Genomic DNA, 25,800 nt, shown 5'->3' on the forward strand with positions numbered 1-25,800 from the left:
GAGATGCAGGAGGGTGGGGCTGGAGTTTCCGGTGGGAGGGAGTTTGGGCGGAAAAGTGGGTGCGGTCAGCAAGTCCCACATTCGCCAAAAGAAGGCGGATGTGGGCCACCTGTGAGCATCAAGTGGTTTCCGGATTCAGGTCAATCGCGGGCGCGGTGTTCATTTTCTGCCGTCTTTTTGCATTTCGCGATAGACGTCGCTCTTGCTGATGCCCATCTCCTTGGCGACGCGCTTCATGGCCTCTTTTTCGTCGATCTCTTCGGCCTTCATCAACTCGCGGACACGGGTGCGGGCGTTCTTGAGGGTGACGGCCGGGATGCCGTGTTGCTCTTCGGCACGAGCGATGAGGAGAGTGATTTCGCCGCGAACCTCTTCGCGCTGCTGGAAATTCTTAAGCACCTCGGAGGCGGTGGCGCGCACGAACTCCTCGTAAACCTTGGTCACCTCGCGAGCGACAACGACGTGGCGGCTGGGCCCGAGCACTTCGGCTACGTCTTCCAGGGTGGCTACGAGCCGGTGTGGAGCTTCGTAGAAGATCTGGGTGCGCGGCGAGTGTTGGATCTCTTCGAGAGCCTTGCGGCGCTGGCCTAACTTTGACGGCAGAAAGCCACGGAAGCAGAAAGAATCCGTCGGAAGGCCGCTGGCTACGAGCGCACTGAGAAAGGCCGAGGCTCCGGGGATGGGGACTACGGGAATCTTGTGGCGGATGGCGAGCGCGGCGAGGCGGTAGCCGGGATCGGAGACGCCGGGCATGCCCGCATCGGTGACGACGGCGATGGACTGCCCCTGCTCGAGGTGCATGATCAGTTCAGCAGAGCGCGTCAGCTCGTTGTGCTCGTGGTAGCTGATGGTGCGGGTCGCAATGCCGTAGTGAGTCAGCAGTTTGGAGGTCTGGCGCGTGTCTTCGCAGGCGATGAGATCGACTTCCTTGAGTATGCGCAGGGCGCGCAGGGTGATGTCCTCAAGGTTGCCGATGGGCGTGCCGACCAAATAGAGCGAGGGTTGCGATGCAGGCATTGCGTGAGCCTCCGGACCAACAAGCTTCGAGCGCGTCGCCCGGATCAAGCGGCGCCTACGGGCGAAGTGTACCAGAGGTGCCGGTGCAAAATTGACCGCATCCACCGCAGGAACCTAGAATCAAAGTACAGAAGACGCAATTCAGAACGCCGTGCCAGCTATCGCGGCGAGGTTCAACGAAGGAAACATGCCTCTCTACGAATACAAATGCAGTGCTTGCGCTCACCGTTTTGAGCGCATTATGAAGTTCTCTGACGAACCAGTGAAAACCTGCCCCAAGTGCCACAAGGACACGGTCGAACAGCTCATTTCCGCCCCGGTGATCCAGTTCAAGGGAAGCGGATGGTATGTCTCCGACTACGGTGGGAAGAATGGCGCCTCGACCGCGCCGTCGGAGAGTTCGACGGACTCGTCCGCCTCAACCAGCACTTCGGACAGCAAGAATACGACGAAGTCGAGCGATACGACTGCCTCGACGAGCGCGCCTGCGCCCGCACCAGCAGCCTCTAGCACCAACACGGGAGCCACGGCGAGCAAGTAGTTCGCAAGCAGCAGCAGGATTCAGTTCCGCAGACGAAAGGCCCGCGCGTCGGCGGGCCTTGTCTCTTTCTCCGAACGTCGTTCTGTCCGAACGTTTCCTTAGAAGCGTTGTTGCCTCACGCAGCCTTGCGATGCGGGGCCGGCGGAACCTTCTTCCCTGCCCGCCGCGCCTCGGATAATCCGATGGCGATGGCCTGCTTCGGATTTGTGACCTTCTTTCCGCTGCGGCCACTCTTGAGTTTCCCCTGCTTCATTTCTTTCATTTCTCTTTCGACATTCGCGCTGGCCGAGGGACTGTATTTGCGGCGCGATGTCGTTTTTTTGGCAACGGTCTTTCTTGAGCCTGAAGTCCTCGATTTTGCAGAGACATTGGAACGTCGAGTGGACCGGGAGTGCGTCGCCGAACTTGGACGCTTGCTACGGCTGGAACGCGATGAAGTGGAGCGCTTGGCGGTGCGACCGGAGGAGTTGGACCGGCTGGTGGAACGCGAGCGTCCCGAGGAAGTCGAACGCGCCGACGCACTGGAACGCCTTGCTGTGCCCGAGGAACTCCGCGATGAGGCGGAACGCCGCGACGAAGTAGATCGGTTAGCTGCCTTTCTTGCTGCGGTGTGACGTGTACTGCGCTTCGCTGTTGCCATAGAGTCTAGCCTCCAGTCCTTTTGAGACGCCGGGCAACCTGGAGCGAGTTGCGCGGACCGTTGCCTGAATCGAATTAGTTGTTGCAACATCTAATTGAGTAAAGACAAGAAATCCAGCCTGGAGGTGCCCATGATCACTGTCAGACCGGCCAACGAGCGAGGCCACTTCGACCACGGATGGCTCGACACCTATCACACGTTTTCCTTCGCGGGGTACCGCGATCCGAAGCATGTACACTTCCGGGCGCTGCGCGTGATCAATGAAGACGTGGTTGCGGCAGGCGAAGGGTTTGGCATGCATCCGCACGAGAACATGGAGATCATTACCTACGTGTTGAGCGGAGAGTTGGAACACGGCGACAGCCTGGGCAATGGACAGATCATTCGTCCCGGCGATGGACAGCGGATGAGCGCCGGATGGGGCATTGAGCACCGCGAGTTCAATCCCAACCCGAGCAAGCCTGTGCACCTGTTGCAGATATGGATTGTGCCCGATGAAGACAAACTCGACGTGGAGCCCAGCTACGAGCAGAAGCCCTTCCCCGATGAGGAGAAGAGGAAACAGTGGCGAGTGATCGCCTCGCCTACGGGCGAGAACGGCTCGGTGAAGATCAATGCCGATGCACGGCTGCTGGTAACGAAACTCGAGGCTGGCGAGAACCTTCCGTTTGAACTGAAGGCGGGCCGCCATGCGTGGATACAGGTCGCGAAGGGAGCCGCAACGCTGAACGGCACTCCGCTGCAGCAGGGCGATGGTGCCGGAGTAAGCGACGAGGTGAAACTCGAACTCGCAGCAACGGAAGACGCTGAGGTTCTACTGTTCGACCTGGCCTGAGGCGATGTAGCCTGACACACATGCTGCTTCGCAACGAAGGCGCGGAAAAACAACAGCCGCAAGCTGCAGCCGCCGGAGAACATCTGGTGGCCGTGCTGCTTGCGGCTTTTTCTTTGCTCGCGGCATTCTACGGAGTAGCGAATGAAGCAGGCTGGCTGCCGTTCAACGCAGGTGCCTGGGTGGTGGGAGAAGACATTGCGCAACGCGGGCCGGTTGCGTATCTGATCTCAGCAACGCTGCATGCAATCGCCGCTGCAGGAGTGTGGCGCGGATGGCGATGGGGCCGCTGGGGAGCCGTCGTTCTACTCGCGGTGGGATTGCTGCCCGCAGTGCCAGGAATCTCGGCGGCGGTCGTCGATCTGCGGATATCAGGAATTGCGCTGTGGGGGACGCTGATCGTGTTGCGAACGGCGGCACTCTATGCGATGTTCAGAGGAGGCAATGATGAATGAAGGGGCTCGACTTACACTGCTTGGCACGCAAAGAAAGTTGGTCATCGCCTTTGCCCTGTTCACGCCCTGGGCGATGTTAGCGCAGGCCCCAAAGTGCAAAGGTAACCCTCGACTGTCTGGTGCCTGTTATCGCGTACACGGTCGTGCGACAGTCGGAAGTGGCACGCCCGCAATGCGAATCTGGATAGTAGGCACGAAGCGAATGCTTGGCGTAACAGGCGGGCCGAAGGCTGATGATGCCGAGGCTCCAATTGCTCCCAAATCGCTGCTCTCACATCTCCCCGGGGCGGATGTATTCGGCGACTTCGAGGTATGTCCGTTCACACCTGAGAGAACGGGCTGGATGCGAATGGTGTGCGTCGAGTCGGCATCAAACCTCATCGTGAAGTGATCGGCTGAGCTCAACATCGCGTGCGCCGATGAACAACTTCAGGGTTTCTCGTTTACTTCAGCCCTGCCACGCGCGCCACCATGGAATATAGCGCCTGCATCTGCGGCCCGCTCTTCTGGGCATAATTTGCATCGTTGAGATAACCCCACCAGTCCCAACAACCTTCGCCATTGGTGATGGGCGTGGCAATGGCTTGCGGGTAGAGCACGATGATGTTGTTGGTGTCGGCCCATTGGTTGATGCCGGAGTTGTTTACGAAAGCGGTACCGATCGATTGCGCGTATTGCAGGCAGCCGTGCAGCGCGAGCACCAGTCCGCACTGAGCGCCCTTGGCACAGGCGGCGGGAATGAATGCGTAGCCAGTGTTGTCCATGCTGAGCGCCGCAGCACTGCCTCCCGGCGCAAATTGATTCTGATCAAAAGTGATGACTTTGCCGGTGAGCGTTCCCTGATTCTTCGGCTTGAGGGTTCCGAAGAAGCGCTGGAGCCACACCTGCTCGGAGTCATAGGCTGTCGTGAGTGGAACATTCGACAGCGGCGGATTGCGATCACTGTTGAGGCATTGAATGATGTAGGGCGTTGCGTTGGTCTGGCAATTCAAGGGCGCAGTGGGCGATTCCCATCCGTGCTCGGCATTGTAGTTGTTGTCGTACTGGAATACGTTGGCGCCGAAATGCTGGTAGTAGGACTGAAGCGAGTTCATCACCGGCTGCACGACCGTAGTATCAAGCACGCCGGACCACAGATAGACTGGCTGCCCTTGAAGATTGCTGACAGGATCAATGAGCTTCTGTTTCGACCAGGTGAGGGTCGTTGCTTCCAGCGCCGAGAGAGGAATCGGTGGAGCATCATCGAGGCAGGTGGTGAGCGCGGCTGTAAGGCTGTCCTGCGCGCAATAGTATGGGCCTCCGGCATATACGGCCGCGCCCTTGAACGTGCGCGAGAACGCAACGTGCATCTGCACAGCCATGTATCCGCCAGAGGAGATACCGGCGACGAAGATCTTATTGGTTGGAACGGAGTACTTGCCCAACTGCTGCGCCGTGCAGGAAAGAGCAACTGCGACAGCGACGACCAAAACCACAATTCGAATCGCAAGAGATTTCATGCTTCCCCTCTGTTCAGCGAGACAATCCAGAATGCAAACTTCGACATGCACGTCGAAGCGCTAGTGAGATGGTCTTAGCAAAAGGGGAAGTTGTCATGAAATGAGGAGCCCCGGATGGGCTCCTCAGAATGTGCGATGGTGCGCTAGCGCTTCTTCTCGTCAGGCTTCTGCTGGTCGCGCCAGATATCCGAAAGGTGTTCGCTGACGATGCGCAAGGTGCCGTCCTGACCGAGTACGAAGACCTGAGTGGCGCGTCCATCGCGAACGGCCTTGTCAAACTTGCGGTCGAGCAAGCCCAACTCCATGTTGGTCGCCATCCAGCGGAAGGGATAGCTGGCAACGGCTATGGTGTCGCTCAGCAGTTTCACATCGATCATGCCGGTGATCTCGGCGCGGAATGTGGTCTGCGGAGTAAAGTACTCGCGCTCCTTGCGGGCAGCCGATACACGCCCCGGTTCGCTGCGAGGCGAGAAGGGATTGAATACCGTGCAGTCGTAGGAGTAGAAGGCTTCCATCTCTCCCGTGGTCTTTTCCATCAATACGCGCCAATAACGGCGCACGGCGGCCTCGACTTGCGAGGTGGAAATCGTAGTTGTGGTCATGAACGCCCTGCGGGTGAATTCTGATTGCGTAGAGTTTTCCCGAAAGCGCTGGCTTTGTCCACTGGTATTCACCACTAGCAATGGTTACTTTCGGGCTAGAAAAAAGCCCCGGGATGTTTCCCCGGGGCTCGATGATCACCATGCGCTTGCGTTATGCCACTGGCGTTGCCTCTTCCGGTTGCGTGGCAGGTTCGGGTTCGCGGCGCTGAACGTTGAAGACGAGTTTGTCGTCTTTTGCGTCCACCACAACGTGGTCGCCGTGCAGAACCTCGCCATCGAGGATCTTCATCGCCAGCGGGTCCTGGATCATGCGCTGGATGGCCCTCTTCAGCGGACGTGCGCCGTAGGCCGGGTCGTAGCCCTGCGTAAACAGCGTGTGCTTTGCTGCCTCCGTAAGGTCGAGCGTGATCTTGCGGGCCGCAAGCATTTCTTTCAGGTCCTCGAGTCGCAGATCCACGATCTTCGTGAGCTGTTCGGTACCAAGCGGACGGAACACCACGATGTCGTCGATGCGGTTCAAGAACTCCGGCTTGAAGTGCCCGCGCAGAGCAGTCATCACCTGTTCGGTGGCGCGCTGCCAGCGATCGGGCACACTCAGGTCTCCGGAGAGCGACAGCGAGCCGGTGTTGGAGGTCATGATGAGGATCGTGTTCTTGAAATCCACCACGCGACCCTTGCCATCAGTTAAACGACCGTCATCCATGATCTGCAGGAAGACATTGAACACATCCGGCGCTGCCTTCTCGATTTCATCGAACAGCACTACCGAGTACGGACGACGCCGCACGGCTTCAGTAAGCTGTCCGCCTTCCTCATAGCCGACATAGCCCGGAGGCGCGCCGATCAAGCGTGAAACGGAATGCTTCTCCATGTATTCACTCATGTCAATGCGTACCATGGCGTGCTCGTCGTCAAAGAGGAACTCGGCAAGCGCACGAGCCAGCTCCGTCTTACCTACGCCGGTCGGGCCAAGGAAGATGAAGGAACCAATGGGACGGCGCGGATCGCTGAGTCCGGCACGTGAACGGCGGATGGCATTGGAAACTTTCTCCAGTGCCTCGTCCTGTCCGATGACGCGCTGCCGCAGACGTGCCTCCATGTTGACCAGTTTCTTGACCTCGCCCTCGAGCATCTTCGAAACCGGAATGCCAGTCCAGCGGCTGACGATGCGGGCGACATCTTCTTCGTCCACCTCTTCTTTCAGCATGCGTGACTGCTTGTTCTCCGCTTTCTCGGTCAGCTCGGCTAACTGGCGTTCGGCCTTCGGCAACTCGTCATACTGCAAGCGCGAGGCGCGTTCGTAATCGCCACGACGCGCGGCTTCCATCTGCTGGAGCTTCAGCTGCTCGATGGTTTCCTTGAGCTGGCGCACTCCGGCGATGCTGTCCTTCTCTTCGCGCCAGCGAGCTTTCAAGGCATTGGCCTGCTCGTTGACCTCGGCCAATTCGCGCTCTACGACAGCGAGGCGTTCCTTCGAGTTCGCGTCATCTTCCTTCTTCAAGGCCTGACGCTCGATCTCAAGGTTGGTTGCGCGACGCTGTAGCTGGTCGATCTCGGTCGGCATAGAGTCGATCTGAATACGCAGCGATGCCGCCGCCTCATCGATCAAGTCGATGGCTTTGTCGGGAAGGAAGCGGTCGCTGATGTAGCGATGCGACAGCATGGCCGCCGACACAATTGCCGAGTCCTTGATGCGCACGCCGTGATGGACTTCGTACTTCTCCTTGAGACCGCGCAGAATGGCGATGGTGTCCTCGACCGAGGGCTCGCCCACATAGACGATCTGGAAGCGGCGTTCGAGCGCAGCATCCTTCTCGATGTACTTGCGATACTCGTTGAGCGTTGTGGCACCGATAGCACGCAGATCGCCGCGGGCGAGTGCGGGCTTGAGCATGTTGCTCGCGTCCATGGAGCCTTCGGCAGCACCTGCACCCACAAGCGTGTGCAACTCGTCGATGAACAGGATGATGGTGCCCGCGCTCTCTTCAATGTCCTTGAGCACGGCTTTCAAACGATCTTCGAACTCGCCGCGATACTTGGCACCTGCGACCATGGCGCCCAGATCGAGCGAGACTACGCGCTTGTTCTTCAACTGCTCGGGAACATCGCCGGAGATGATGCGCTGTGCGAGTCCCTCGACAATCGCGGTCTTACCAACACCTGGCTCGCCGATGAGCACGGGATTGTTCTTGGTACGGCGGGACAGCACCTGCACGGTGCGGCGGATCTCTTCATCGCGGCCAATCACCGGATCGAGCTTGCCACGGCGGGCAAGTTCGGTGAGATCGCGGGCATAGCGCTCTAACGCCTGATACTTCGATTCGGGATTCTGGTCAGTGACGGTCTGATTGCCGCGCACTGCCGCTAACGCTTTGAGCAGCGTGTCTGACGTGACGCCCTGACCGGAGAGCAACTGCTGTACGGGGTCGCGCTTCAGGGCCATCATGCCGAGCAATAGGTGCTCGGTGGAGACGTACTCGTCCTTAAAGTTCGCCGCAGCCTTGAATGCCGCATCGAGCAGTTCGGTGGTCGAGTCGGCAAGGTGAGGCTGGGCCGCCGCGTGGGCCAGCTTCGGCAAGGCGGCGATTTCGCGACGCACCTGCGCGTCAACCGATGCGATCTGCACCCCGGCGCGCGTCAGCAGAGGCGGCACGATGCCTTCACGGTCTTCGAGCAGCGCCGCCAACAAATGGAGCGGTACCAGCTCCGGATTGCCGTTTTCGCTGGCCAGATCGCTGGCCCGCTGCATCGCCTCCTGCGCCTTGACCGTCAACCGATCCCAACGGATTGCCATATTCAATACTCCTTACGGGGCCGACACGCGAGAAAGTCGCGAAAGACGGCCTAAAAATCTGATTCTGAAATTCAAAAAAGGGGAGCGGGAGGATTCCACGGATCCATCCAACGCTCCCCTTTTGGATGCCCAGCGGGGCTTGGTTGAGCCCCGGCTCATCCCCTAGATCATTACTTGCCGGCGACTGCTTTTTCGCCGAGTTCGGGCGTCACGTTCACCTTGATCTGCTTCGGCCGGGCTTCGGCTTTCTTGCCCAGATGGATGTTCAGCACGCCCTTGTTATAGCTGGCTTTTACATCTTCCGGGTTCACAGTGTTAGGCAGCGTGAAGCTACGGACAAAACTGCCATAGCGGCGCTCGATGCGGTGATAGTTCTCTTCCTTGGTTTCCTGCTCAAGCTTGCGCTCGCCGCGAACGGTCAGCAGATTGTTCTCAAGCTGAATGTCGATATCCTTCTCGTCGATTCCGGGCACTTCCATCTTCACCTGAATGCCCTTCTCGTCTTCATATACATCGACCGGCGGAACGAACGCTCCAGAGGTCAGCGCTTCATTAGCGCCCTGACCAAATGTTCCAAACGAGTCGCTAAACAACCGATTCATACGCTCCTGCAAAGTGGCAAGCTCTCGAACGGGTTCCCAACGGGTAAGCAACGTCATGGTAACGATCCTCCTAGTATCAGGAATTTTTGTTTGCGTGGCCGACTCGCCTTTCGGGGGTCTCGGCCTTACACAGTGTTTGATGCAATATCAGCACAAACGAATCATGAAATATGAGCGCTGTGTTGTCAAGTATCTGGCCGGAATTTTTTGGAGTTGATCTTCCTTTGAGGGGAATGACGGTTTTTCAATGACTTAGGGTAGTTTGAAAGGATTCCGGGGCTGGAGGGGCGAGGCACAGACTGGCGGGACACCCTGCTCAAGGGTGGATTGGCGATCACCACCCCGGAGGCAGAATCTGGCTTAATGGCAGGCGCGGGCTAGTTGCTGAGGAGACCGTAGATCTCCAGCCTCTGAATGGCCCCGACGTACACCTTGCCATCGGAGATGGTGGGAACCGTGAATTTCACGGCTGATCCGGCACCGTCGCGGGCGGGGTTCTGGTTGCTGTTGTAGAGCTCATGCGCTACGTTCGTGGCATCGTAGGCGTGCAGGATGGCGAGATTCGTGTCCGTCCGCTCGACCGTCCACACGATTCCATCGGAGGTGCCATTGGCGGAAATGCCCGGGGTGGCACCCGGGAATCGATACTGGGTGGTGCCGACCGCCACGGGCGTTGGGTTGATCATGCCGTTGCTCCAGGAGAACTGCTTGATCACGTCGCGGTTTCCGACGAAATACAGATTGCCGTTCCAGTAGGCGGCGGTGGCAAAGAGACCGCCGGGAAAGGCAGAGGCCATCTCCTGTACGATCTGGCTGTCGCTGCCGGACTGGAACTTGCCAAGATTGTCGCGATCGACAAGATGCAGCCTGCCTTCCTTCCCGGCAAAGACCATCTCGTGAGCGTGGGCTGAGCTGTTTTCGGGTAGCAGGACGACGCCTCCCGAGCCAAGGTCCAGATCCGGAGGTTCGAGAGCACTCCAGTTGAAGGGCGTGAAGTAGTCGGACACAGCCAGCGAGTTGTTCGCGTAATTGAGCTTGAGCGCCGTCTCGCCATAATTTGAGGAGGAGGCGTCCACCGTGCCGTTGCCGACGACGTAGTAGAGGTTTCCGTTGGAGTCAACGCCCGGCGCAGCGCCTGACATCCAGATACCTCCCTGCTTACCGTTCGGTGTTGTATTGAACTTCGCAACTAACTTGAGGGTGTCAGCGTCAAAGCCCAGAATCCATCCATGGTACGGGTCAACGTCGGCAAGCGAGGCCCAGCCCGCATAGACGACGTTGTTCACCAGCGCCAGGGACACGCGGTTGTTCTCGTGCCACGGATCGAAGCAGACCTGGCCATTTGCCGCGTCATATCCGGTGCCGGAAACGCAGGCGGAAATCTCGACAGGCTGTCCGGTCTTTTCGGCGCCAGTGCTCAAATCGAGCGCGTGTATGTACTGGTGATACGAGCTGTCCTTTGTGTTCTTGACCCGCGAAACGACATAGATCACGTTGCGCGAGCGGTCGATGACCGGGGTAGAGATGACGCCCCACTCATCGCCCACGCCAAGATCGGTGCCAGGCACGGCGATGATTCCGTTGGCAGCGTCGAAGAGGGTGTCGTGCCAATAGGGGTTCTTAGTGGCTCCGTCGGCGTCGAATGCGTACACACTGCCATGAGCAGTAACGGCGTAAACGACATTATGAGTGCCGCCGCCGATGCTCAGATCGTGCACGACCAGCGGCTGTCCATAAACATATCCGTCCACCCCGTAGGTGATCTTCTTGCCGAATGTATTCACATTCACGTTGGCTGGCGTGAGGACGGTCTCATTCAGATATTGCCCCGTCCGCGCCGGATCGTTGTGCCACATCAGCACGTCTTTGGGGTTGGTGGTGGAGGGAGTAGGCGTAGGTGTGGGAGTGGGCGTGGGCGTAGGCGTGGGCGAAGGATTCGTAGCCGGGGGATTTGAGCTTTGATTGATTTGGGTGCTCGCGCCGGAGCCGCAACCATTCACGAAAAGCAACGACACGGAGATTAACAGGACCAGAATAGGCAAGAACTGCTTCTTCACGAGCTTCCTCCGGGAACACGCATGAGACGTTCTGATTCAGCAATGGACCGTAACGTTTGCTCGAATTCCGACATGGCTGAAGAAGCGTTCAGGAAAGAGAACGGAAAAGGGTGGCCACGAGGGCCACCCTTTGTATCGTGTTGCAAAACGAGCTATGCGGGGCTTGGACGCTCACCCGGGCTGAGACCCGGCTGGCGGCTGGGCTCCGGACGGAGTACTTGCTGCACCGAACCAGAATCGTCGGCAGGCGGATTCTGCACGCGGGCAGGAAGCGTCTTGCCAGCAATGATCATCTGCAGTTCGGCCGAGTCGAGGACTTCGCGCTCAAGCAGTGCCTGCGCGATATTCTCAAGAACGCTGCGATTGCCGTCGAGCACATCGAACGCCGTCTTGTAGGCGGAGTCAATGAACCGGCGAACCTCGGCGTCGATTTCGCGAGCGGTCTCTTCGGAGTAGTCGCGATGCTGCGAGAGCTCGCGGCCCAGGAAGATCTGCTCTTCCTTCTTACCGAAGGTCAGCGGACCAAGCTGGCTCATGCCCCACTCGCAAACCATCTTGCGGGCGATTTCCGTGGCGCGCTCGATATCGTTTCCGGCGCCGGTAGTCATCGTCTGCAGGAAGATTTCCTCGGCGACGCGGCCGCCCATCATGATCGCCAGTTGGCTCTCAAGATAGATGCGGTCATAGTTGTGCTTGTCATCGATGGGCAACTGCATGGTGACGCCCAGGGCCATGCCGCGCGGGATGATCGTCACCTTATGCAACGGATCGGCGTGCGGGACCTTGGCGGCCACCAAGGCGTGTCCACCCTCGTGATAGGCCGTGATCTTCTTCTCTTCGTCGGTCAGGATCATGGACTTGCGCTCGGCGCCCATGAGCACCTTGTCCTTCGCGAGTTCGAAGTCGTACATCAGCACCGTCTTGCGGTTCTGGCGCGCGGCGAGCAGGGCGGCCTCGTTGACCATATTGGCCAGGTCGGCACCGCTGAAGCCCGGTGTGCCACGGGCAAGGATCGAGAGATCGACGTCATCGTTAATAGGAATCTTGCGGGTGTGTACGCGAAGGATCTCTTCACGGCCACGCACGTCAGGACGGGCAACCACCACGCGGCGGTCAAAGCGGCCGGGACGCAGCAGAGCGGGATCGAGGACGTCGGGACGGTTAGTCGCGGCGACGAGGATGACACCTTCGTTCGATTCGAAGCCGTCCATCTCCACCAGCAACTGGTTCAACGTCTGCTCGCGCTCATCGTGTCCACCGCCGAGTCCGGCACCGCGATGACGGCCCACGGCGTCGATTTCGTCGATGAAGATGATGCAAGGAGCATTCTTCTTGCCCTGCTCGAATAGGTCGCGGACGCGGCTTGCACCGACGCCAACGAACATTTCAACGAAATCCGAACCAGAGATAGAGAAGAAAGGCACATTGGCCTCGCCGGCAACAGCGCGCGCCAGCAAAGTCTTGCCGGTGCCCGGAGGTCCGACGAGGAGTACGCCCTTGGGAATGCGTCCGCCCAGCTTCTGGAACTTCTGCGCCTCGCGCAGGAACTCGATGATCTCGCGCAGCTCTTCCTTGGCCTCATCCACGCCGGCGACATCTTTGAACGTCACCTTCTTCTGCTGCATGGAGAGCAGGCGCGCACGGCTCTTGCCGAACGACAGCGCCTTGTTGCCGCCTGACTGCATCTGGCGGATCATGAAGAACCACAGACCGAGGATGACGACCAGCGGCAGCATCTGGAACAGCCAGCTCGGCCAACCGCCGCCGCTGACGTCCTTAACGTTGACGCTTACGCCCTTCTCGCGAAGGCTCTTGTACATGTCGGAGTAGTTCGCCGGCACGGTGGTGTGGAAGCCCGCCTTCTCGTCGCGATAGTTGCCGCGCACCTCTTGGCCATAGATGGTTACGTCCTTGATTTTGCCCTGATCTACCTCGGCCAAGAACTGCGAGAAGTTGACTTCGCGGTCCTTCACGCCGCTGCTGTTGTTCTTAACAACCGACCACAGCAACACGCCGGAAAGAAGGATCACGAGCCAGAAAACCACTTGCTTGACGGTCGAATTCACCAAAAAGCTCCTATGTGTAAGGCGGAAAAAGCCTCTGACGAGACTGCCTCACCCGATTAGATGCCCGTCCACGTAGCTGGAATCAGGTTTTTCCCGCACCCCTCGGATTTTACCCGTTTTTTATAAATCCGGTACCGAAAGCGACCCCACGCCGCCTGAGTGAACCACTGAAGTGACTGATGAAAATACCAGATCAGAGAAGCACGTTAGATGGGTATCCCGTTAATCAAAGAGTATACATCTCTCGCCGCGAACGCGCTACTTCTCAATGGCCTGACAAGCGGTGTTCGGGAACGGCGTAGATAAACGGAATATTGCGATCGAGGTACTCGGTCGGCGTGCCCAGACCGTAACCAGCGAGCCACTGCGGGCCAATTTCAAAACCGCAGTAGGAGACATCGACATGCACGCGACGGTCGGACTCGCGGTTGAGCAGGCAGCAGAGCGCGGTCGAAGCCGCGCCACGCGCCTTGAAATTCCGAATCAGGAAATCGATGGTCTGACCGCTGGAGAGAATGCCCTCGCAGAGCAGGACATGAGCACCCTTCACGTCCACCTCGGGCGCGAAGAAGATTTCGCGCGTGGCCGTGCTGTGATGGATGATCTCGCGGGTGAAGGGCTTTACGAATTGACAGCGTACGGGGCAATCGATTTCACGAACGAGGTCAGCGACAAAAACAAACGCGCTGTCGAGAATCCCCACGCAATGCACGATTCGGCCCTGGTAGTCATGCGAAATCTGGCGCCCCATGGCGGCGATCCGGTCATGCAACTGCACTTCAGAGATTACTAAGTCGTGCTTTTCGATGGTTTGTCTCGCCATTGGAATGCCCTGTCCTCTCGACTGCACATTTCCAGCATGACTGCCTCGCCTTGCCCCGGCGACCACGCAAACTCTGCGGCAACCGGCAAACCGGGCACCCAGACGATGCGTCCGGCGGCGAGAACTACAGGCCAGCTTCGACGTTCGGTGGCCGGTACAGCTAAATCCTGCAAGAGTCGGGTCACTTTGCGTTCACCACTTGAATGCAGGATGCGGATACGATCTCCAGGCAGTAAGTTGCGAACCGCCAGATACTTGCCAGCCCGGGAGCGATCCAGCAAGGTGACGGAATTATACGCCAGCTCTGCTTGATGCCAATCCAGCAAAGATGCAGAAATCTCCGCTCCACCCCGCGCGGCAATGGTGACGCAGCCCGGAATCGCGAGTTCGATGGAGTACTCCGAAGCTGGGGCAGCCCCTTGTGGAGGATGCAGCACCAGCGACGGCGAAGCATTCTTCTTCCGGACTACCTCTGCCTGGAATCCACGCACGAGCGGCAACCGCCCTGCACGCAAGGCCAGCGCAAACTCGCGCATCAGTTCGAGGTGCGCAAAATCAAGTGCCAAGCTGTGCGACTGGCACAGACGGCGCAGCACCCGACGCTGCAACGCAAGGGGCAACTTCTGGAACGCGGGTAGCGGGACAGTGCCGGAATCGGGCACGAAATACGCCGAGACGATTCCTTCGAGGTAGTCGTTTTCTGCCGCTGCGATCTCGGCTGTCTCACACAAGGCTTCGCGAATCGCCGGGTTGTAATCGCGCTCGAGCGCAGGAAGCAACTCGGCGCGCACGCGATTGCGCAGGAAACGCGGATCGGAGTTCGAGGCGTCCTGCCGAAACGGCTGCCCGAGCGAGCGCAGATAGTCCTCGACCTGCTGACGCGAAGTCGTGAGAAGCGGGCGGATGAGGCGAACCTGCTGCGAAGTCGCATCTTCCTGTACATCTTCTTCCGGCACTGCCGCAGGCGCGAGTTCCGATAGTGGCAGCGAGCGATGAATGCCCGCCAGCCCGCTTGTCCCCGCACCACGCAGCAGGCGGAGCAGGACGGTTTCCGCCTGATCGTCGCGTGTGTGCGCCGTGGCGACGGCATCAAGATGAAGGTCGGCCGCCGCTCGCTGAAAGAAAGCGTAGCGGGCACGACGTCCCGCGGCTTCGAGTGACAGATGAAGCAGCGATGCGAGTGACCCCACATCCTGCGACTCGATTTCGCAGTCGAGCCCCAGTTGCGATGCGAGTTCGGAGACAAAGCGCTCGTCGTCGTCCGAATCAGCGCCGCGCAGGCGATGATTCAGATGCAACACGAAAGGCACGATACCGAAGGCCGGCGCCAGTTCGGCCAAAGCGCGAAGAAGCGCGACGGAATCGGCTCCACCACTGACAGCCACACCGATGCGCTCGCCCGCGTGCATCAGGCCATGCTTTTGGATGTAGCGTTCCAGAGTCTTCAGCACCCGAACATCATAGCGGAGGAAGCGGCTCAGGCATGAGGTATCTCGCCTTTGCGTGCGGCGGCCGCGATGCGGTCGGCTGCGCGGAAGGCGAGCGCCTGGATGGTCATCGTGGGCTGTCCGCGGCCGGAGGTCACAAAGCTGCTTCCATCGCACAGGTACAGGTTCGGAATGTCGTGGGTGCGATTGTCAGGGTCGATCACGCTCGTGCGGGGATCGTTGCCCATGCGGCAGGTCCCCAGCAGGTGCACTGCCGAGGTGGAGTGCTCGACCGGGAAACTCCATTTCTTCTCCGCTCCAGCGGCGTCGAGGATCTCGAGCGCACGGGCCTGCAGGAATGCGCCGGTTTTCAGATCGTCGGGATGATCTTTATATGTGACGCGGATAGCGGGAAGGCCGTGCTTGTCCTTGAGCGTGGGATCCAGCGTGATGTTGTTCGTGTCCAGTGGAAGCGACGTGCAGTGGCACAAGGTGAACATGGTTCGAGTGAAGTTCCGCGCCAGCGCTCGCTTGTATTCTCGCCCCCAGGTCGGAGTGTCGGGGGAGAGCCCTGCCTCGGCAAAGACAACGGGGCCGACGTCGAAGCGGGCGTCAATGCCGCCTCCACCGTAGAAGCCGTGCTTGGGATCGATCTCATAGAAGTCGTGAATCAATCGCGTATCGGCCACGCTGCGGTAATCGTTGAGCGGGTGCTCGAAGGTGGCCGCGGCAAAAGCTCCGAAATTGAACATTAGATAGCGCCCGACGAGACCACTGGAGTTCGCGAGCCCGTGCGGAAACTGCCGATTGGCCGACATTAGCAGCAGGCGCGGCGTTTCCGCTCCATTGGCTGAGACGATTACGGCCTTGGCACGCTGGAACTTCTCGCGTCCCTGCGCATCGAAGTATGCCGCTCCCGTCGCTCTGCCTTTTGCGTCGGTCTCAATGCGACTCACGGTCGACAGCGGACGGATTTCGCAGCGCCCTGTGGCGAGCGCCAAAGGGATCATGCTGGCCAGCGTGCTCGACTTCGCACCCATCTCGCAGCCGTAGAACTCGCAAAAGCCACAGTGCATGCATCCACTGCGCCCGTTGAAGGGCTGAGACAGGATGGCCAGAGGCGCAGGCGCAGGATGCCATCCCAGCTTGCGCGCGCCACGCTCGAACAGTACGCCCGAAGACTTCACGGGCATAGGCGGAATGGGATAGGGTTTCGAGCGGGGAGGCTCAAATGGATTGGCCGCAGCGTCGCCCGAAACACCGATCTCCCAGTCAACCTTGGTGTAATAAGGTTCGAGGTCGGCATAGCGAATTGGCCAATCGGCAAGGCCGGTTTTTGCGATCGTTCCCTTCTTGCTCGCCTCGATGAAATCGATTTCGTGAAGCCGCCAGTAGTTCCCTGTGAAGTGGACCGTGCCGCCGCCCACCATGCGTCCGTAAATGAGCGAGAGTACAGGATGCGCAGTTTCAGCTTCGGTGGAGCGGAAGGTTTGCTTTTGGTCGTGGTTCACCAGCTTGCCGAGTTGCAACTGGCTGAACTCGTCATGAGTGAAGTCGCTCTCGGTGAGGTACGGCCCCTGCTCAAGCACGACGACACCAAATCCGCTGGTAGCCAGCTCCTTTGCGAGTATGCCTCCCGCTGCTCCGGCGCCAACAATCAGGAAATCGACGGCATCTTTTTGCGCGTAGCGCGGCTGGGCAGGAATCCCACTCATGACTTCGCCTCCGGATGCTTGAGCAACTCGGCATCGTAGTAGCCGAATGGCGGCTCGTGCGTGGGCTCCGCGTCGAATCCGATGAGCTTCCAGCCGATGCCATCCTTGTTTCCGCCGAGCGCGGGATCGCTGAGGAATCCGGCGATGACCAGCGAACGCAGGACGTGGAAGCTGTTGCTGCCAATGCCGTAGAAGCTACCCAGCATGTCGGCTCTGGGTTTGTCCGGCATCTTCTCCAGCGAGGCGATGACGTCCATCTGCTGTGCCGGAGGAAGGGCGGCGAAGCGCTTGGGCGACCCTACGGTCTTCAGCGCGAGGCTGTTCAACTCCGCCAAAGCCTCGCGGAATCGCGGTTGCGCCGATGGTTCAAGCTCGAGCAGAACATGATCGATGAAGTATTCGACATTGGCTTCCGCAGCGCCCGGCGTTTCATCCATAGGAATCACCTGCGCGGCGAAGGCCTTCACGTCCGCCGCGTCTTCGGGCGTGAGAAACCGTAGCGGCGCACCGGTGGCGGCCGCCTTCTGCGCATGTTCATGTGCGGCAAAAAGCTGTTCGGGAGTGACGGAAGCAAGCAGCGCGCCGCTCACACCGATTGCAGTGCGCACCAGAAAAGCTCGCCTGGAATAGAGGTTGCCCATACTCACATCCGCATTCGCGGCCGTCCCCACAGCGGCCAAAGAATGCCGGAGAGCGTATCACGACGAGCTGCACCGGACAACCACTAGGAAAGCGCAATCTGGAGCACCGAATCGAACCCTGATTTCCAAAACGGAACAGCTCTGTTTTTCCTGCGAATCATTGCACGCCAAGGTTGCACGATTTGCTGCACGATGTATCTGGAGGAAATTACGCCCGTGGATTCAGAGCCAATAGACAAGGATTTCGGCGAATGGCGGCCACCTGTACCTCCCAGCTATGAGCAGTGCATCGCGGCACCAGCCACGGTACATGCCGACCGTGTGGTCGCTCCGCTGGAAATGGCCTCACTGCTGGTTTGGGATGAGGATCAAGACGACGATTACTGACAAACAACGGACCGAACGGTCCCCTAACCTTTGTACATTCCCCCGGCATTCATAAGACGGTCATAACGAAAGGGCAGACCACAAGGCCTGCCCCTTTTTATGCTTCGAACCAATGGATCTAGTCGAGCTTGGTGCTGCGCGACTCGATCAACCGCTTGACGCGATCGACAAAGGCTTCGACCTTTACGGTGCCCTCCGCCTTTTCCTGGCCGCGCACACGCACGTTGACCTCACCGGATTCCGCTTCTTTATCGCCCACGACCAGAATGAATGGCACTTTCTGCAACGCATGTTCGCGAATCTTCGCGTTCATCTTTTCGTTGCGTCCATCCACCTCGACACGCGCTCCGATTGCCTTGAGCGCATCGCCCACCTTGTTGGCGTACTCGATGTGGCGCTCGGCGATTGGAATCACCGAAACCTGCGTCGGCGACAGCCACACGGGGAAAGCTCCGGCATAGTGCTCGATCAGCACTCCGAAGAAGCGCTCGACCGAACCGTAGAGCGCGCGGTGCACCATCAAAGGCTGATGCCGCTGTCCATCTTCGCCCACGTACTCGAGTTCGAAACGCTTGGGCAGGTTGAAGTCGAACTGCACGGTCGAAAGCTGCCAAAGTCTTCCAATGGCATCGACCAGCTTTACGTCGATCTTTGGACCATAGAACGCAGCCTCGCCAGGGATGAACTTGTACGGAATCCCTTTGCGCTCGAGCACCGTCTTGAGCGAATTCTGTGCAAGATCCCACTGCTCGGGCGAGCCGACGTAGTGCGTGCGATCCTCGGGGTCCCACGCCGAGAGCTCGACCTGGAACTCCTGGAAGCCGAAGGTGTGGAGCACGCTGATGGCGAAATCTATGCACCCCTCGACCTCGGCCTCGATCTGCTCCGGCGTGCAGAAGATGTGAGCATCGTCCTGGGTAAAGCCGCGCACGCGCATCAGGCCATGCATCACGCCGGAACGCTCGTAGCGATACACCGTTCCGAGCTCGCCCAGACGCACCGGCAGGTCGCGATAGGAGCGGAGCTGGTCCTTGTAGATCAGGATGTGGAACGGGCAGTTCATCGGCTTGAGCCGATACTCGGCGTCGTCGAGCTCCATGGTGTCAAACATGTTCTCGGCGTAGAAGCCTTCGTGACCCGAGGTCTGCCACAGGGCGCGTCGCGCCACGTGCGGCGTAAACACCAGCGAGTAGCCGCGCTTCAGGTACTCGGCGCGCAGCCAGTCTTCCATGATGGTGCGGATCAAGCCGCCCTTGGGATGCCAGAAGATGAGTCCCGGGCCAGCGAGTTCCTGAATGGAGTACAGATCAAGCTGCTTGCCCAGGGCGCGATGGTCGCGGCGCTTGGCTTCCTCAAGCTGCTTCATGTACTCGTCCATCTCTTTCTTCGAGTAGAACGAGGTGCCGTAAATGCGCTGGAGCTGCGGATTGCCTTCCTTGCCAAGCCAGTACGCACCGGCAATGTTCAGCAGCTTGAAAGCCTTGATCTTGCCGGTGGAAGGAATGTGCGGCCCGCGGCAGAAATCGACGAACTTTCCAGTGCGGTAGAGCGAAATCTTTTCATCGGGCCTGGTGAACTGCTCGATGAAATGGCACTTCATGAAGTCGCCCTCTTCCTTAAAGCGCTTCAATCCCTCATCGCGGTTCAGGAAATCGCGCGCATAGGGCTCGTTGCGCTCGACGATCTCCTTCATTTTGGCCTCGATTTTTTCGAGGTCTTCGGGAGTGAAGGGCGTCTCGCGCAGGAAGTCGTAGAAGAATCCGTTCTCGGTCGCCGGACCGTGGCCGAGCTTCGTCTCAGGGAAGAGTTCCAGCACGGCGGCCGCCAGCAGGTGAGCCGAGGAGTGATGGAAAACTTGCCGCGCCTCGGGATCTTTGTCGGTCAGCAGGCGGAGCTGCGAATCCTCTTCGATGGGACGGGTGAGATCGACGAGCGTGCCTTCTTCTTCGGCTACTGCGGTCGCCGTCCCCCCGCCTCCGTTGCCGGATGCATTGAGTGGCGCGATTTTAGCGGCCAATGCGGCGTCGGCCAGCCGGGGCGAAATAGACTTCGCGATGTCGAGGGCGGTGGTGCCCTTAGGAACTTCTTTAATACTGCCGTCGGGGAGTTGAACCTTAATATCAGACATAGGGTAGGTCTCCGCTCGCGCTTACAAGTGCGCAATGCCGGAAATTATTGGAGTCTTAAGTCTAAAGAGTTCGATCAGGAGAAGCAAACAAGGAAACATCTCGCAAAACGGATTCTACCGGCTCGAATACAAGTGGTGCCCCTGTTCAAGGCGTTTCAACAGATGTTAGGGGCTGAAAATCACGCGCAGCAGAAAATTGAAAAAGCCGTACTCACGAATGTAGTAAATGCTCCCAGCAATCGTGAGTGCTGCGCAAGACACTTTCGCCCACATGGGAAGTCTGTCGAATAACTTCTCAATGGCCTTATAGATCAACCTTCGTACTCCTGCTCAAGGAACAACCGCGCCGATGAGGGTTGGTAGCCTCACCGTCAGCAATTTACTCCGAATCAGCTGAGAGCTCCACGGTTGTGAGAGATAGAGCGGAGAGCAGAACAGGCGTGAATAGCTATCCAAAACACCGAAAACCGGGCACCAAGAAATATTTTGACCTCATCTCCTAAAAACTTAGTTGACCTTTTTCGATTTCGGGCGTCTCATCTACGAAAGCTTTAGGAGATAGACGTGAGAGGAAAAGCGAAGTCGAACCAAACCTTGACGCCCTTGGAGTTGCAGATCATGCAGGTGCTCTGGGAACAGGGGCCAAGCACGGTGAACGATGTGCAAGCCAAGCTGCCGGGAGATCCTGCCTACACCACCGTGCAGACGATGCTTAACGTGCTGTTCCGAAAAAGTAAAGTGAAGCGGATTGCCGAGGGCCGTGCTTATCGCTATCAGCCGATTGTGAGCCGAGAACGGGCGGCTGGCTCCGCCGTACATGATCTGGTGAAGCGCATGTTCGGCGGCTCGACTGAGGCATTGCTGATGGCCATGGTCGATACTCGCCAGATCAGCGCCGAAGAACTCGAGCGTGTTGCACATCGATTGGCCGCGGCTGATCGCGACGACGCAAAGGAGGGCTAGCCATGGAACGCGCACTGCTTGAGTACATCCTGAATGCGCTATGGCAGATTCCGCTGCTCGCCTCTGGTGGATGGCTGCTGATTCGCGCACTGAAGGCCTCACCCGCCGCACAGCACTGCATTTGGCTCGCGGTACTTGCCTTGGCTGTGCTGCTTCCGTTGCGCGGCATTATGAACAGCGACGCTGGCGACGGCGCGGCTGCTTCGATCACTGCCGACGAACTCCGCAGCGCGATGGCATTGCCTGCGGTCGTCGAAGCTGTGGCTACCCCAGAACCACCTCCGCGACTCGCGGAGAGTTCTCGATGGACGCGGATCCCTGCGCGCATTCGCAATGTGCACATCAGCAGCGGCACCATGCATGCAGTCACGGTCGTTTACATCGCGCTCATGGTTTTCGGGATCATGCGCCTCGGTTACGCATGGTATTCGGCGCGCCAGCTTGTGAACGCATCGCAGCCGCTCTCGCCCATTACCGAGAGCCTGCTGAGGCGCAAGTTGCAGAGTGTCCAATCAGCCAGCGGTGAATGGACGAAGCTGCCGCCGGTTCGCCAGTCGGACGCCGTTGTGTCGCCGGTAGTCGTGGGAGCCCTCTCGCCTACGATTCTGCTGCCGCGCAACTTCGCCCGGCACTCTGACAGCGAGGTGCGAGCCGCGCTCTGCCACGAGATGGCGCATGTGCGCCGGCACGACTACCTGGCCAATTTCATCTGCGAAGTCGCATCGCTGCCGGTGGCGTGGCACCCGGTCATACGAACTGTAGAGCGGCGCATTCGCCACACGCGCGAAATGATATGCGACGCGATTGCCGCGCAGGAGATGTGCTCGGAGATGGGCTACGCGCGCTGCCTGGTAGCCATGGCGCAGAAGATGATCGGCGTCAGCCATTTGGCCGAGCGCGCACAGGCGGTTGGACTTTTCAGTAAAAACACACTCGAGGAGCGGGTCATGCGATTGATGGAAACAAAATCTGTTATGAGTGTGCGGGCGAAGCTGGCCCGCCTCGCCTGCGGCGCTGCGGCAATGGCTTCGGCCATCGTGATCGCCGCCATCTTCCACGTGACGCCAATCATGGCCGCCCCGCAATCGTCGAACGCGCCCCAAGATGCACAGGCAGCGCCGGCACCGGTCAATGCGCCAGCGGACGTTGCCCCACCTGCGACGCCTGCCCTCCCGGCATCGCCTGCTGCGCCATCCGAGGCGGCGGTCGTAGCTGCCCCGGCCGCACCGGCTGCGCCGCAGATGGCCCCGGCACCGGTTCTGCCGCCAGCCGCTCCAGCATTGCCGCAGAAGCCAAGCGCACAGCATCTGGCGCAAATGCCGCCGCCCCCGGCTCCTGGCGGAGAGCAACAGCAGAGCGCGGTCGAGATGCCAATGAACTTTCCCGACCCCACAACGCATGCGGAGTTCAAGCGCCAGTTGGAGGAAATGAAAAAGCAGTTCGAAAGCCCCGAGTTCAAGAAGCAGATTGCCGAAATTCAGCAGCACGCACGGGAACTCACGGTGCAGAGCGAGGAATTCAGGAAGCAGATGGCGATTCTCCGCAGTGAAGAGATGAAGAAGCAGATGGAATTCCTGAAGAGCGAGCAGTTCCAGAAGCAGATTGCCGAGGCGCGGAGGCAGGCGACGGATCAGGCGTTCCAGGCTCGCAACGAGGAGATAAAGCGGAACATGGAGGAACTGCAGAAGAAATTGCAGAGCGGCGAATTCAAGCGGGACATCGAGAAAGCAATGGAACAGCTAAGGCAGGAGCAGATGAAGATTCAACCTGCGCACTAGTCCGTTGCAGTCGCACTATCGCTCACTTGGGAGTTGCACGTTTGACACGTGCGCTCCCATTCTTTTTGCCACGCAATCCGAGCTCGTAACGAACACCTAGGCTGACAAACTCTGCTCTCGAAAAGCCATCCTATGCAGCAGGAGCGCCTCGGTGTCGAACTCGGAACTGACTTCTATTCTGTTCATTCTTTTGTTGCTGGTGGGTCTCGCCCAGCTTCTGGGCTCTGTATTCGTAAGGCTGCGCCAACCGAAGGTCATCGGCGAGATCGTCGCTGGAGTTATTCTTGGCCCGGCATTGATCGGGCGCCTTCCCGTGGCGGCGCCGCTGATGGAAGCGATCAAGCACGAAGGCACGGTGCTGAGTTTCGTGTACTGGATGGGCCTTCTGCTGCTGATGTTCCTCTCTGGGGCCGAAACTCGCCAGCTCTTTACTCGCGAAGAGCGCCGTGAAGTCGGCTGGCTGACGATCTTCGGCACTGGAATTCCTTTCGTACTCGGCATCATGTTTGGCTCGCGGCTGCTGCATCCGGCCCTCGCCGGACCAACCGGCAATCGCATCTCGCTGATCATCGTGCTCGCCGTCGGAGTGGCCGTAACGTCGGTCCCCGTGGTGTCGAAGATCTTTGCCGACCTCAAGATTCTGCACACGCGTTTTGCGCGACTGGTGCTTGGCGTCGCCGTGCTTGAGGACATCGTGCTCTGGCTGGCGCTTGCAGTTGCGACCTCCATCGCAGGAAAGACCGCGCTGAACGTGCGTGCAATGTCGTGGCACCTGGCAACGACCGTCGCGTTTTTCGTCCTTGGACTCACAATCGTGCCGCGTGTGGTCAAGCGCATCAACAAGGCGCGGTTAAACGTGATTGCCCGGCAATCTCCCGTGGCCTATGCCATTGCCGTGTTGCTCGCCTACTGTGCCCTGGCCGGGGCGCTGGACGTAAGCCTAGTCTTCGCCGCCTTCCTCGCCGGATTTGCCGTGGTGCACAAGAAACGCCAGCTATTTGCCGAAGCTCTCGAGGCGATTGGCAAGGTGTCCTTCGCGATTTTCATTCCCGTTTACTTCGCCATCGTGGGATTGAAGCTGGACCTCGTGCACGGGCTCTCGCTCAAGATGCTCGCTGTCTTTCTAATTGGCAGCTGCGTGGTGAAGATCATCTCCGTCTCGCTTGCGGGGCGCTTTGCAGGATTTAGAGGACTGGATCTCATCAACCTCGCCATTACGGCCAACGCGCGTGGCGGCCCCGGTATTGTGCTTGCCAGCGTGGCATTCGATGCCGGAATCATCAGCCCAAGGTTCTACACCACGCTTGTACTGACCGCTGTGTTGACGTCGCAGGTCGCGGGTGCGTGGCTCGACTATGTGTTGCGCAAAGGGTGGCCATTGCTGAGCACACCAGATGTTGCGGAGTCTTCCGTGGTAGTTCCGGGGGAGAGCCGTTCAGCTGCCTGATTTGAGACACAAGAAAACAGGTGCTCCTATGTCTGGGTAAGGAGCACCTGCCTGAAGAAGGGAAGGGCTGGTTTTCCCTTTCCTAAAACGTGGTGAACGGCAGCGTAAGGCTCGTCGGGTTCGGGCCGGCCATTGCGTCCGGAGTTCCTGAACATGCGGTGCCAACGCCATAGAGCCCTGCGCCGAAGTTAAACGTGTTTGCACTCAGCAAGGATGCACTTTGGCGGATGATTCCCGTGTGCACGGAGAGCAGGAACGTGTCACCCGGAGCAACCGAGATATTCTGCACGCAGGTGTTCTCACCCTGCGGCGTGCCGCTGCCGAAGGCCGAGATGTTGAACGAGGTCTCGTCAATCTCGCCCGTGGTGTTGAAGGTGAATACCGCATTGCCCGGATTGTTGGCCGGATTCGTTTCCCAGTGCGTATCGAGCGATATCTTGGCGTCGAAGGTTTCAGTGGTGCCGCAGGTGTTCACCACGAGCAGGTTGTCGGAAAGCTGGCCCGGATTGGTGGCAACGATGGTGCCCTTCCGGTTCACATTCACCTGCACCGAACTCAGGATCTGTGTGAAATCCTGATCGGTCGCGAAGTTGTAAACGTTAAGGCATGTCGTAGCTTTCGGCACGACCAGCTTGACTTTCACTTGGACCGAAGTGTTTGTCCCTAGATGGGGGTCGCCAGCAGAGGCATTCAGATTACCAACCAGCGTGCTGCCATCAGTAGTGTTGTTGGCAACTGCTTCCGTAGGAATATAAATGCTGACCACGGTCGATCCTGTCCATCCGGCCCCAGTCACAGTGAAACTGGAGGCAGCAGGCGTTAGCGTCACCTGCGTACTTCCCGTCTGGTTCAATGTGAGCGTCGTCGGATAGGAAGGAAGGTTTTTGGTGCTGGTCTCAATATCCTTCAGGTTCAGCGTGAAGGAGCCGAAGTACCCGGCTGGGAACTGGTTAGCAACGACCGTATAAAGAATGGAAATGCGGCCGGGCGAGATAGCTCCCTGCCCATTAGGAGTGACGATTGCAGTGGGTGTCACGCTCGTGACACTCGACTGCACGTCATCACCGGCAAATGCGAAACTGCACAGAAACGCGATAGCGAGAAGACTAAAAGCGAAACGGCGCATCGGAATTCCCCTCGAAGGACTGCTTAGAAGTTTCTGCACTGCTTAGTCCTACAGGGCCACAACTTGCGAGTAGCGTTCCAAAGTAGCTGCTTTGTTTAAGTTATTGAAAATGCGTCTTGCGCCTTATTTCGCTCCGACTTCGGCACAAAGCTCTGCAGGGAGTCGCACACCGTAGTGGAAAATGTTTTCCCACGACAAAGGAAAGCTGTTGTCCCTTTACTCACAAAAATGCCCGGCCCCATGGAGGACCGGGCTCTTCG

The 25,800-nt window shown here is 58.8% G+C and carries 22 protein-coding genes and 1 pseudogene; 9 read left to right on the plus strand and 14 right to left on the minus strand.

Annotated elements, in window-relative coordinates:
* Window positions 1-159: 159 nt before the first annotated feature.
* Window positions 160-1,017 carry a 16S rRNA (cytidine(1402)-2'-O)-methyltransferase gene (gene rsmI / locus AC6IY8_RS15235; protein WP_497775375.1) on the minus strand — a complete coding sequence of 286 codons (858 nt, stop codon included), beginning with the start codon at window positions 1,015-1,017 and terminating at the stop codon, window positions 160-162.
* Window positions 1,018-1,204: 187 nt separating this feature from the next.
* On the opposite strand from rsmI, the gene AC6IY8_RS15240 reads away from it, so the two are divergent.
* Window positions 1,205-1,558, plus strand: coding sequence for an FmdB family zinc ribbon protein (locus tag AC6IY8_RS15240; RefSeq protein WP_497775376.1), 354 nt, complete (start codon window positions 1,205-1,207; stop codon window positions 1,556-1,558).
* 115 nt (window positions 1,559-1,673) lie between these two features.
* Here the strand turns inward: AC6IY8_RS15240 and AC6IY8_RS15245 are convergent.
* Window positions 1,674-1,847, minus strand: a pseudogene (locus tag AC6IY8_RS15245) (DUF6496 domain-containing protein); the annotation flags it as partial.
* Window positions 1,848-1,878: 31 nt separating this feature from the next.
* On the opposite strand from AC6IY8_RS15245, the gene AC6IY8_RS15250 reads away from it, so the two are divergent.
* From AC6IY8_RS15250 to AC6IY8_RS15265, 4 genes are all read left to right on the plus strand, one after another.
* On the plus strand, window positions 1,879-2,172 hold the full coding sequence (locus AC6IY8_RS15250) for a hypothetical protein (RefSeq protein ID WP_497778659.1): 294 nt from the start codon (window positions 1,879-1,881) through the stop codon (window positions 2,170-2,172).
* Between the two features lie 156 nt (window positions 2,173-2,328).
* A complete protein-coding gene (locus AC6IY8_RS15255; protein ID WP_497775377.1) occupies window positions 2,329-3,033 on the plus strand; it encodes a pirin family protein in 705 nt (234 codons plus the stop codon).
* Between the two features lie 20 nt (window positions 3,034-3,053).
* Window positions 3,054-3,485 carry a hypothetical protein gene (locus AC6IY8_RS15260; protein ID WP_497775378.1) on the plus strand — a complete coding sequence of 144 codons (432 nt, stop codon included), beginning with the start codon at window positions 3,054-3,056 and terminating at the stop codon, window positions 3,483-3,485.
* Window positions 3,486-3,657: 172 nt separating this feature from the next.
* A complete protein-coding gene (locus tag AC6IY8_RS15265; RefSeq protein WP_497775379.1) occupies window positions 3,658-3,876 on the plus strand; it encodes a hypothetical protein in 219 nt (72 codons plus the stop codon).
* Between the two features lie 52 nt (window positions 3,877-3,928).
* Here AC6IY8_RS15265 and AC6IY8_RS15270 read toward each other — a convergent pair whose 3' ends face one another.
* The 10 genes from AC6IY8_RS15270 to AC6IY8_RS15315 form a co-directional block, all read right to left on the minus strand.
* A complete protein-coding gene (locus AC6IY8_RS15270; RefSeq protein WP_497775380.1) occupies window positions 3,929-4,984 on the minus strand; it encodes an extracellular catalytic domain type 2 short-chain-length polyhydroxyalkanoate depolymerase in 1,056 nt (351 codons plus the stop codon).
* A gap of 143 nt (window positions 4,985-5,127) precedes the next feature.
* Window positions 5,128-5,586 (minus strand): YybH family protein, encoded by a 459-nt coding sequence (locus tag AC6IY8_RS15275; RefSeq protein ID WP_497775381.1) that lies wholly within the window; start codon window positions 5,584-5,586, stop codon window positions 5,128-5,130.
* Window positions 5,587-5,737: 151 nt separating this feature from the next.
* Window positions 5,738-8,380, minus strand: coding sequence for an ATP-dependent chaperone ClpB (gene clpB, locus AC6IY8_RS15280; RefSeq protein WP_497775382.1), 2,643 nt, complete (start codon window positions 8,378-8,380; stop codon window positions 5,738-5,740).
* Window positions 8,381-8,550: 170 nt separating this feature from the next.
* Window positions 8,551-9,039 carry an Hsp20/alpha crystallin family protein gene (locus AC6IY8_RS15285; RefSeq protein WP_497775383.1) on the minus strand — a complete coding sequence of 163 codons (489 nt, stop codon included), beginning with the start codon at window positions 9,037-9,039 and terminating at the stop codon, window positions 8,551-8,553.
* 320 nt (window positions 9,040-9,359) lie between these two features.
* Window positions 9,360-11,039 carry a pyrrolo-quinoline quinone gene (locus AC6IY8_RS15290; RefSeq protein WP_497775384.1) on the minus strand — a complete coding sequence of 560 codons (1,680 nt, stop codon included), beginning with the start codon at window positions 11,037-11,039 and terminating at the stop codon, window positions 9,360-9,362.
* 152 nt (window positions 11,040-11,191) lie between these two features.
* Entirely contained in the window at window positions 11,192-13,105 is a 1,914-nt protein-coding gene (gene ftsH / locus AC6IY8_RS15295; RefSeq protein ID WP_497775385.1) for an ATP-dependent zinc metalloprotease FtsH, read from the minus strand.
* Between the two features lie 265 nt (window positions 13,106-13,370).
* Window positions 13,371-13,928, minus strand: a complete 558-nt coding sequence (locus AC6IY8_RS15300; RefSeq protein WP_497775386.1) for a phosphoribosyltransferase — start codon at window positions 13,926-13,928, stop codon at window positions 13,371-13,373.
* The gene (gene tilS, locus AC6IY8_RS15305) at window positions 13,895-15,379 is read right to left on the minus strand and encodes a tRNA lysidine(34) synthetase TilS (RefSeq protein ID WP_497775387.1); all 1,485 of its coding nucleotides are present in this window, start codon (window positions 15,377-15,379) and stop codon (window positions 13,895-13,897) included. The genes AC6IY8_RS15300 and tilS overlap by 34 nt, the downstream gene beginning before the upstream one ends.
* A gap of 26 nt (window positions 15,380-15,405) precedes the next feature.
* On the minus strand, window positions 15,406-17,070 hold the full coding sequence (locus AC6IY8_RS15310; protein ID WP_497775388.1) for a GMC family oxidoreductase: 1,665 nt from the start codon (window positions 17,068-17,070) through the stop codon (window positions 15,406-15,408).
* Entirely contained in the window at window positions 17,067-17,711 is a 645-nt protein-coding gene (locus AC6IY8_RS15315) for a gluconate 2-dehydrogenase subunit 3 family protein (RefSeq protein WP_497775389.1), read from the minus strand. The genes AC6IY8_RS15310 and AC6IY8_RS15315 overlap by 4 nt, the downstream gene beginning before the upstream one ends.
* Window positions 17,712-17,927: 216 nt before the next feature.
* Here AC6IY8_RS15315 and AC6IY8_RS15320 point away from each other — a divergent pair, with 216 nt between their 5' ends.
* The gene (locus AC6IY8_RS15320; RefSeq protein WP_497775390.1) at window positions 17,928-18,098 is read left to right on the plus strand and encodes a hypothetical protein; all 171 of its coding nucleotides are present in this window, start codon (window positions 17,928-17,930) and stop codon (window positions 18,096-18,098) included.
* Window positions 18,099-18,216: 118 nt separating this feature from the next.
* On the opposite strand, the gene thrS is transcribed toward AC6IY8_RS15320, so the two are convergent.
* Window positions 18,217-20,226, minus strand: a complete 2,010-nt coding sequence (thrS, locus tag AC6IY8_RS15325) for a threonine--tRNA ligase (protein WP_497775391.1) — start codon at window positions 20,224-20,226, stop codon at window positions 18,217-18,219.
* Between the two features lie 564 nt (window positions 20,227-20,790).
* Here thrS and AC6IY8_RS15330 point away from each other — a divergent pair.
* The 3 genes from AC6IY8_RS15330 to AC6IY8_RS15340 all read left to right on the plus strand — a co-directional run bounded on the left by AC6IY8_RS15330 (window position 20,791) and on the right by AC6IY8_RS15340 (window position 24,414).
* Window positions 20,791-21,189 carry a BlaI/MecI/CopY family transcriptional regulator gene (locus tag AC6IY8_RS15330; protein WP_497775392.1) on the plus strand — a complete coding sequence of 133 codons (399 nt, stop codon included), beginning with the start codon at window positions 20,791-20,793 and terminating at the stop codon, window positions 21,187-21,189.
* Window positions 21,190-21,191: 2 nt separating this feature from the next.
* On the plus strand, window positions 21,192-22,967 hold the full coding sequence (locus tag AC6IY8_RS15335) for a M56 family metallopeptidase (protein ID WP_497775393.1): 1,776 nt from the start codon (window positions 21,192-21,194) through the stop codon (window positions 22,965-22,967).
* A 151-nt stretch (window positions 22,968-23,118) separates the two neighbouring features.
* Entirely contained in the window at window positions 23,119-24,414 is a 1,296-nt protein-coding gene (locus tag AC6IY8_RS15340; protein ID WP_497775394.1) for a cation:proton antiporter, read from the plus strand.
* An 82-nt stretch (window positions 24,415-24,496) separates the two neighbouring features.
* On the opposite strand, the gene AC6IY8_RS15345 is transcribed toward AC6IY8_RS15340, so the two are convergent.
* On the minus strand, window positions 24,497-25,540 hold the full coding sequence (locus AC6IY8_RS15345; RefSeq protein WP_497775395.1) for a hypothetical protein: 1,044 nt from the start codon (window positions 25,538-25,540) through the stop codon (window positions 24,497-24,499).
* Between the last annotated feature and the right edge of the window lie 260 nt (window positions 25,541-25,800).

Source organism: Koromonas soli, assembly GCF_059726265.1.

Excerpts from the sequence above, each read along its gene's own strand:
- rsmI (WP_497775375.1), bottom strand. The coding sequence starts at position 1,017 with ATGCCTGCATCGCAACCCTCGCTCTATTTGGTCGGCACGCCCATCGGC.
- AC6IY8_RS15240 (WP_497775376.1), top strand. The coding sequence starts at position 1,205 with ATGCCTCTCTACGAATACAAATGCAGTGCTTGCGCTCACCGTTTTGAG.
- AC6IY8_RS15255 (WP_497775377.1), top strand. The coding sequence starts at position 2,329 with ATGATCACTGTCAGACCGGCCAACGAGCGAGGCCACTTCGACCACGGA.
- AC6IY8_RS15260 (WP_497775378.1), top strand. The coding sequence starts at position 3,054 with ATGCTGCTTCGCAACGAAGGCGCGGAAAAACAACAGCCGCAAGCTGCA.
- AC6IY8_RS15265 (WP_497775379.1), top strand. The coding sequence starts at position 3,658 with ATGCGAATCTGGATAGTAGGCACGAAGCGAATGCTTGGCGTAACAGGC.
- AC6IY8_RS15270 (WP_497775380.1), bottom strand. The coding sequence starts at position 4,984 with ATGAAATCTCTTGCGATTCGAATTGTGGTTTTGGTCGTCGCTGTCGCA.
- AC6IY8_RS15275 (WP_497775381.1), bottom strand. The coding sequence starts at position 5,586 with ATGACCACAACTACGATTTCCACCTCGCAAGTCGAGGCCGCCGTGCGC.
- clpB (WP_497775382.1), bottom strand. The coding sequence starts at position 8,380 with ATGGCAATCCGTTGGGATCGGTTGACGGTCAAGGCGCAGGAGGCGATG.
- AC6IY8_RS15285 (WP_497775383.1), bottom strand. The coding sequence starts at position 9,039 with ATGACGTTGCTTACCCGTTGGGAACCCGTTCGAGAGCTTGCCACTTTG.
- AC6IY8_RS15300 (WP_497775386.1), bottom strand. The coding sequence starts at position 13,928 with ATGGCGAGACAAACCATCGAAAAGCACGACTTAGTAATCTCTGAAGTG.
- AC6IY8_RS15310 (WP_497775388.1), bottom strand. The coding sequence starts at position 17,070 with ATGAGTGGGATTCCTGCCCAGCCGCGCTACGCGCAAAAAGATGCCGTC.
- AC6IY8_RS15315 (WP_497775389.1), bottom strand. The coding sequence starts at position 17,711 with ATGGGCAACCTCTATTCCAGGCGAGCTTTTCTGGTGCGCACTGCAATC.
- thrS (WP_497775391.1), bottom strand. The coding sequence starts at position 20,226 with ATGTCTGATATTAAGGTTCAACTCCCCGACGGCAGTATTAAAGAAGTT.
- AC6IY8_RS15335 (WP_497775393.1), top strand. The coding sequence starts at position 21,192 with ATGGAACGCGCACTGCTTGAGTACATCCTGAATGCGCTATGGCAGATT.
- AC6IY8_RS15345 (WP_497775395.1), bottom strand. The coding sequence starts at position 25,540 with ATGCGCCGTTTCGCTTTTAGTCTTCTCGCTATCGCGTTTCTGTGCAGT.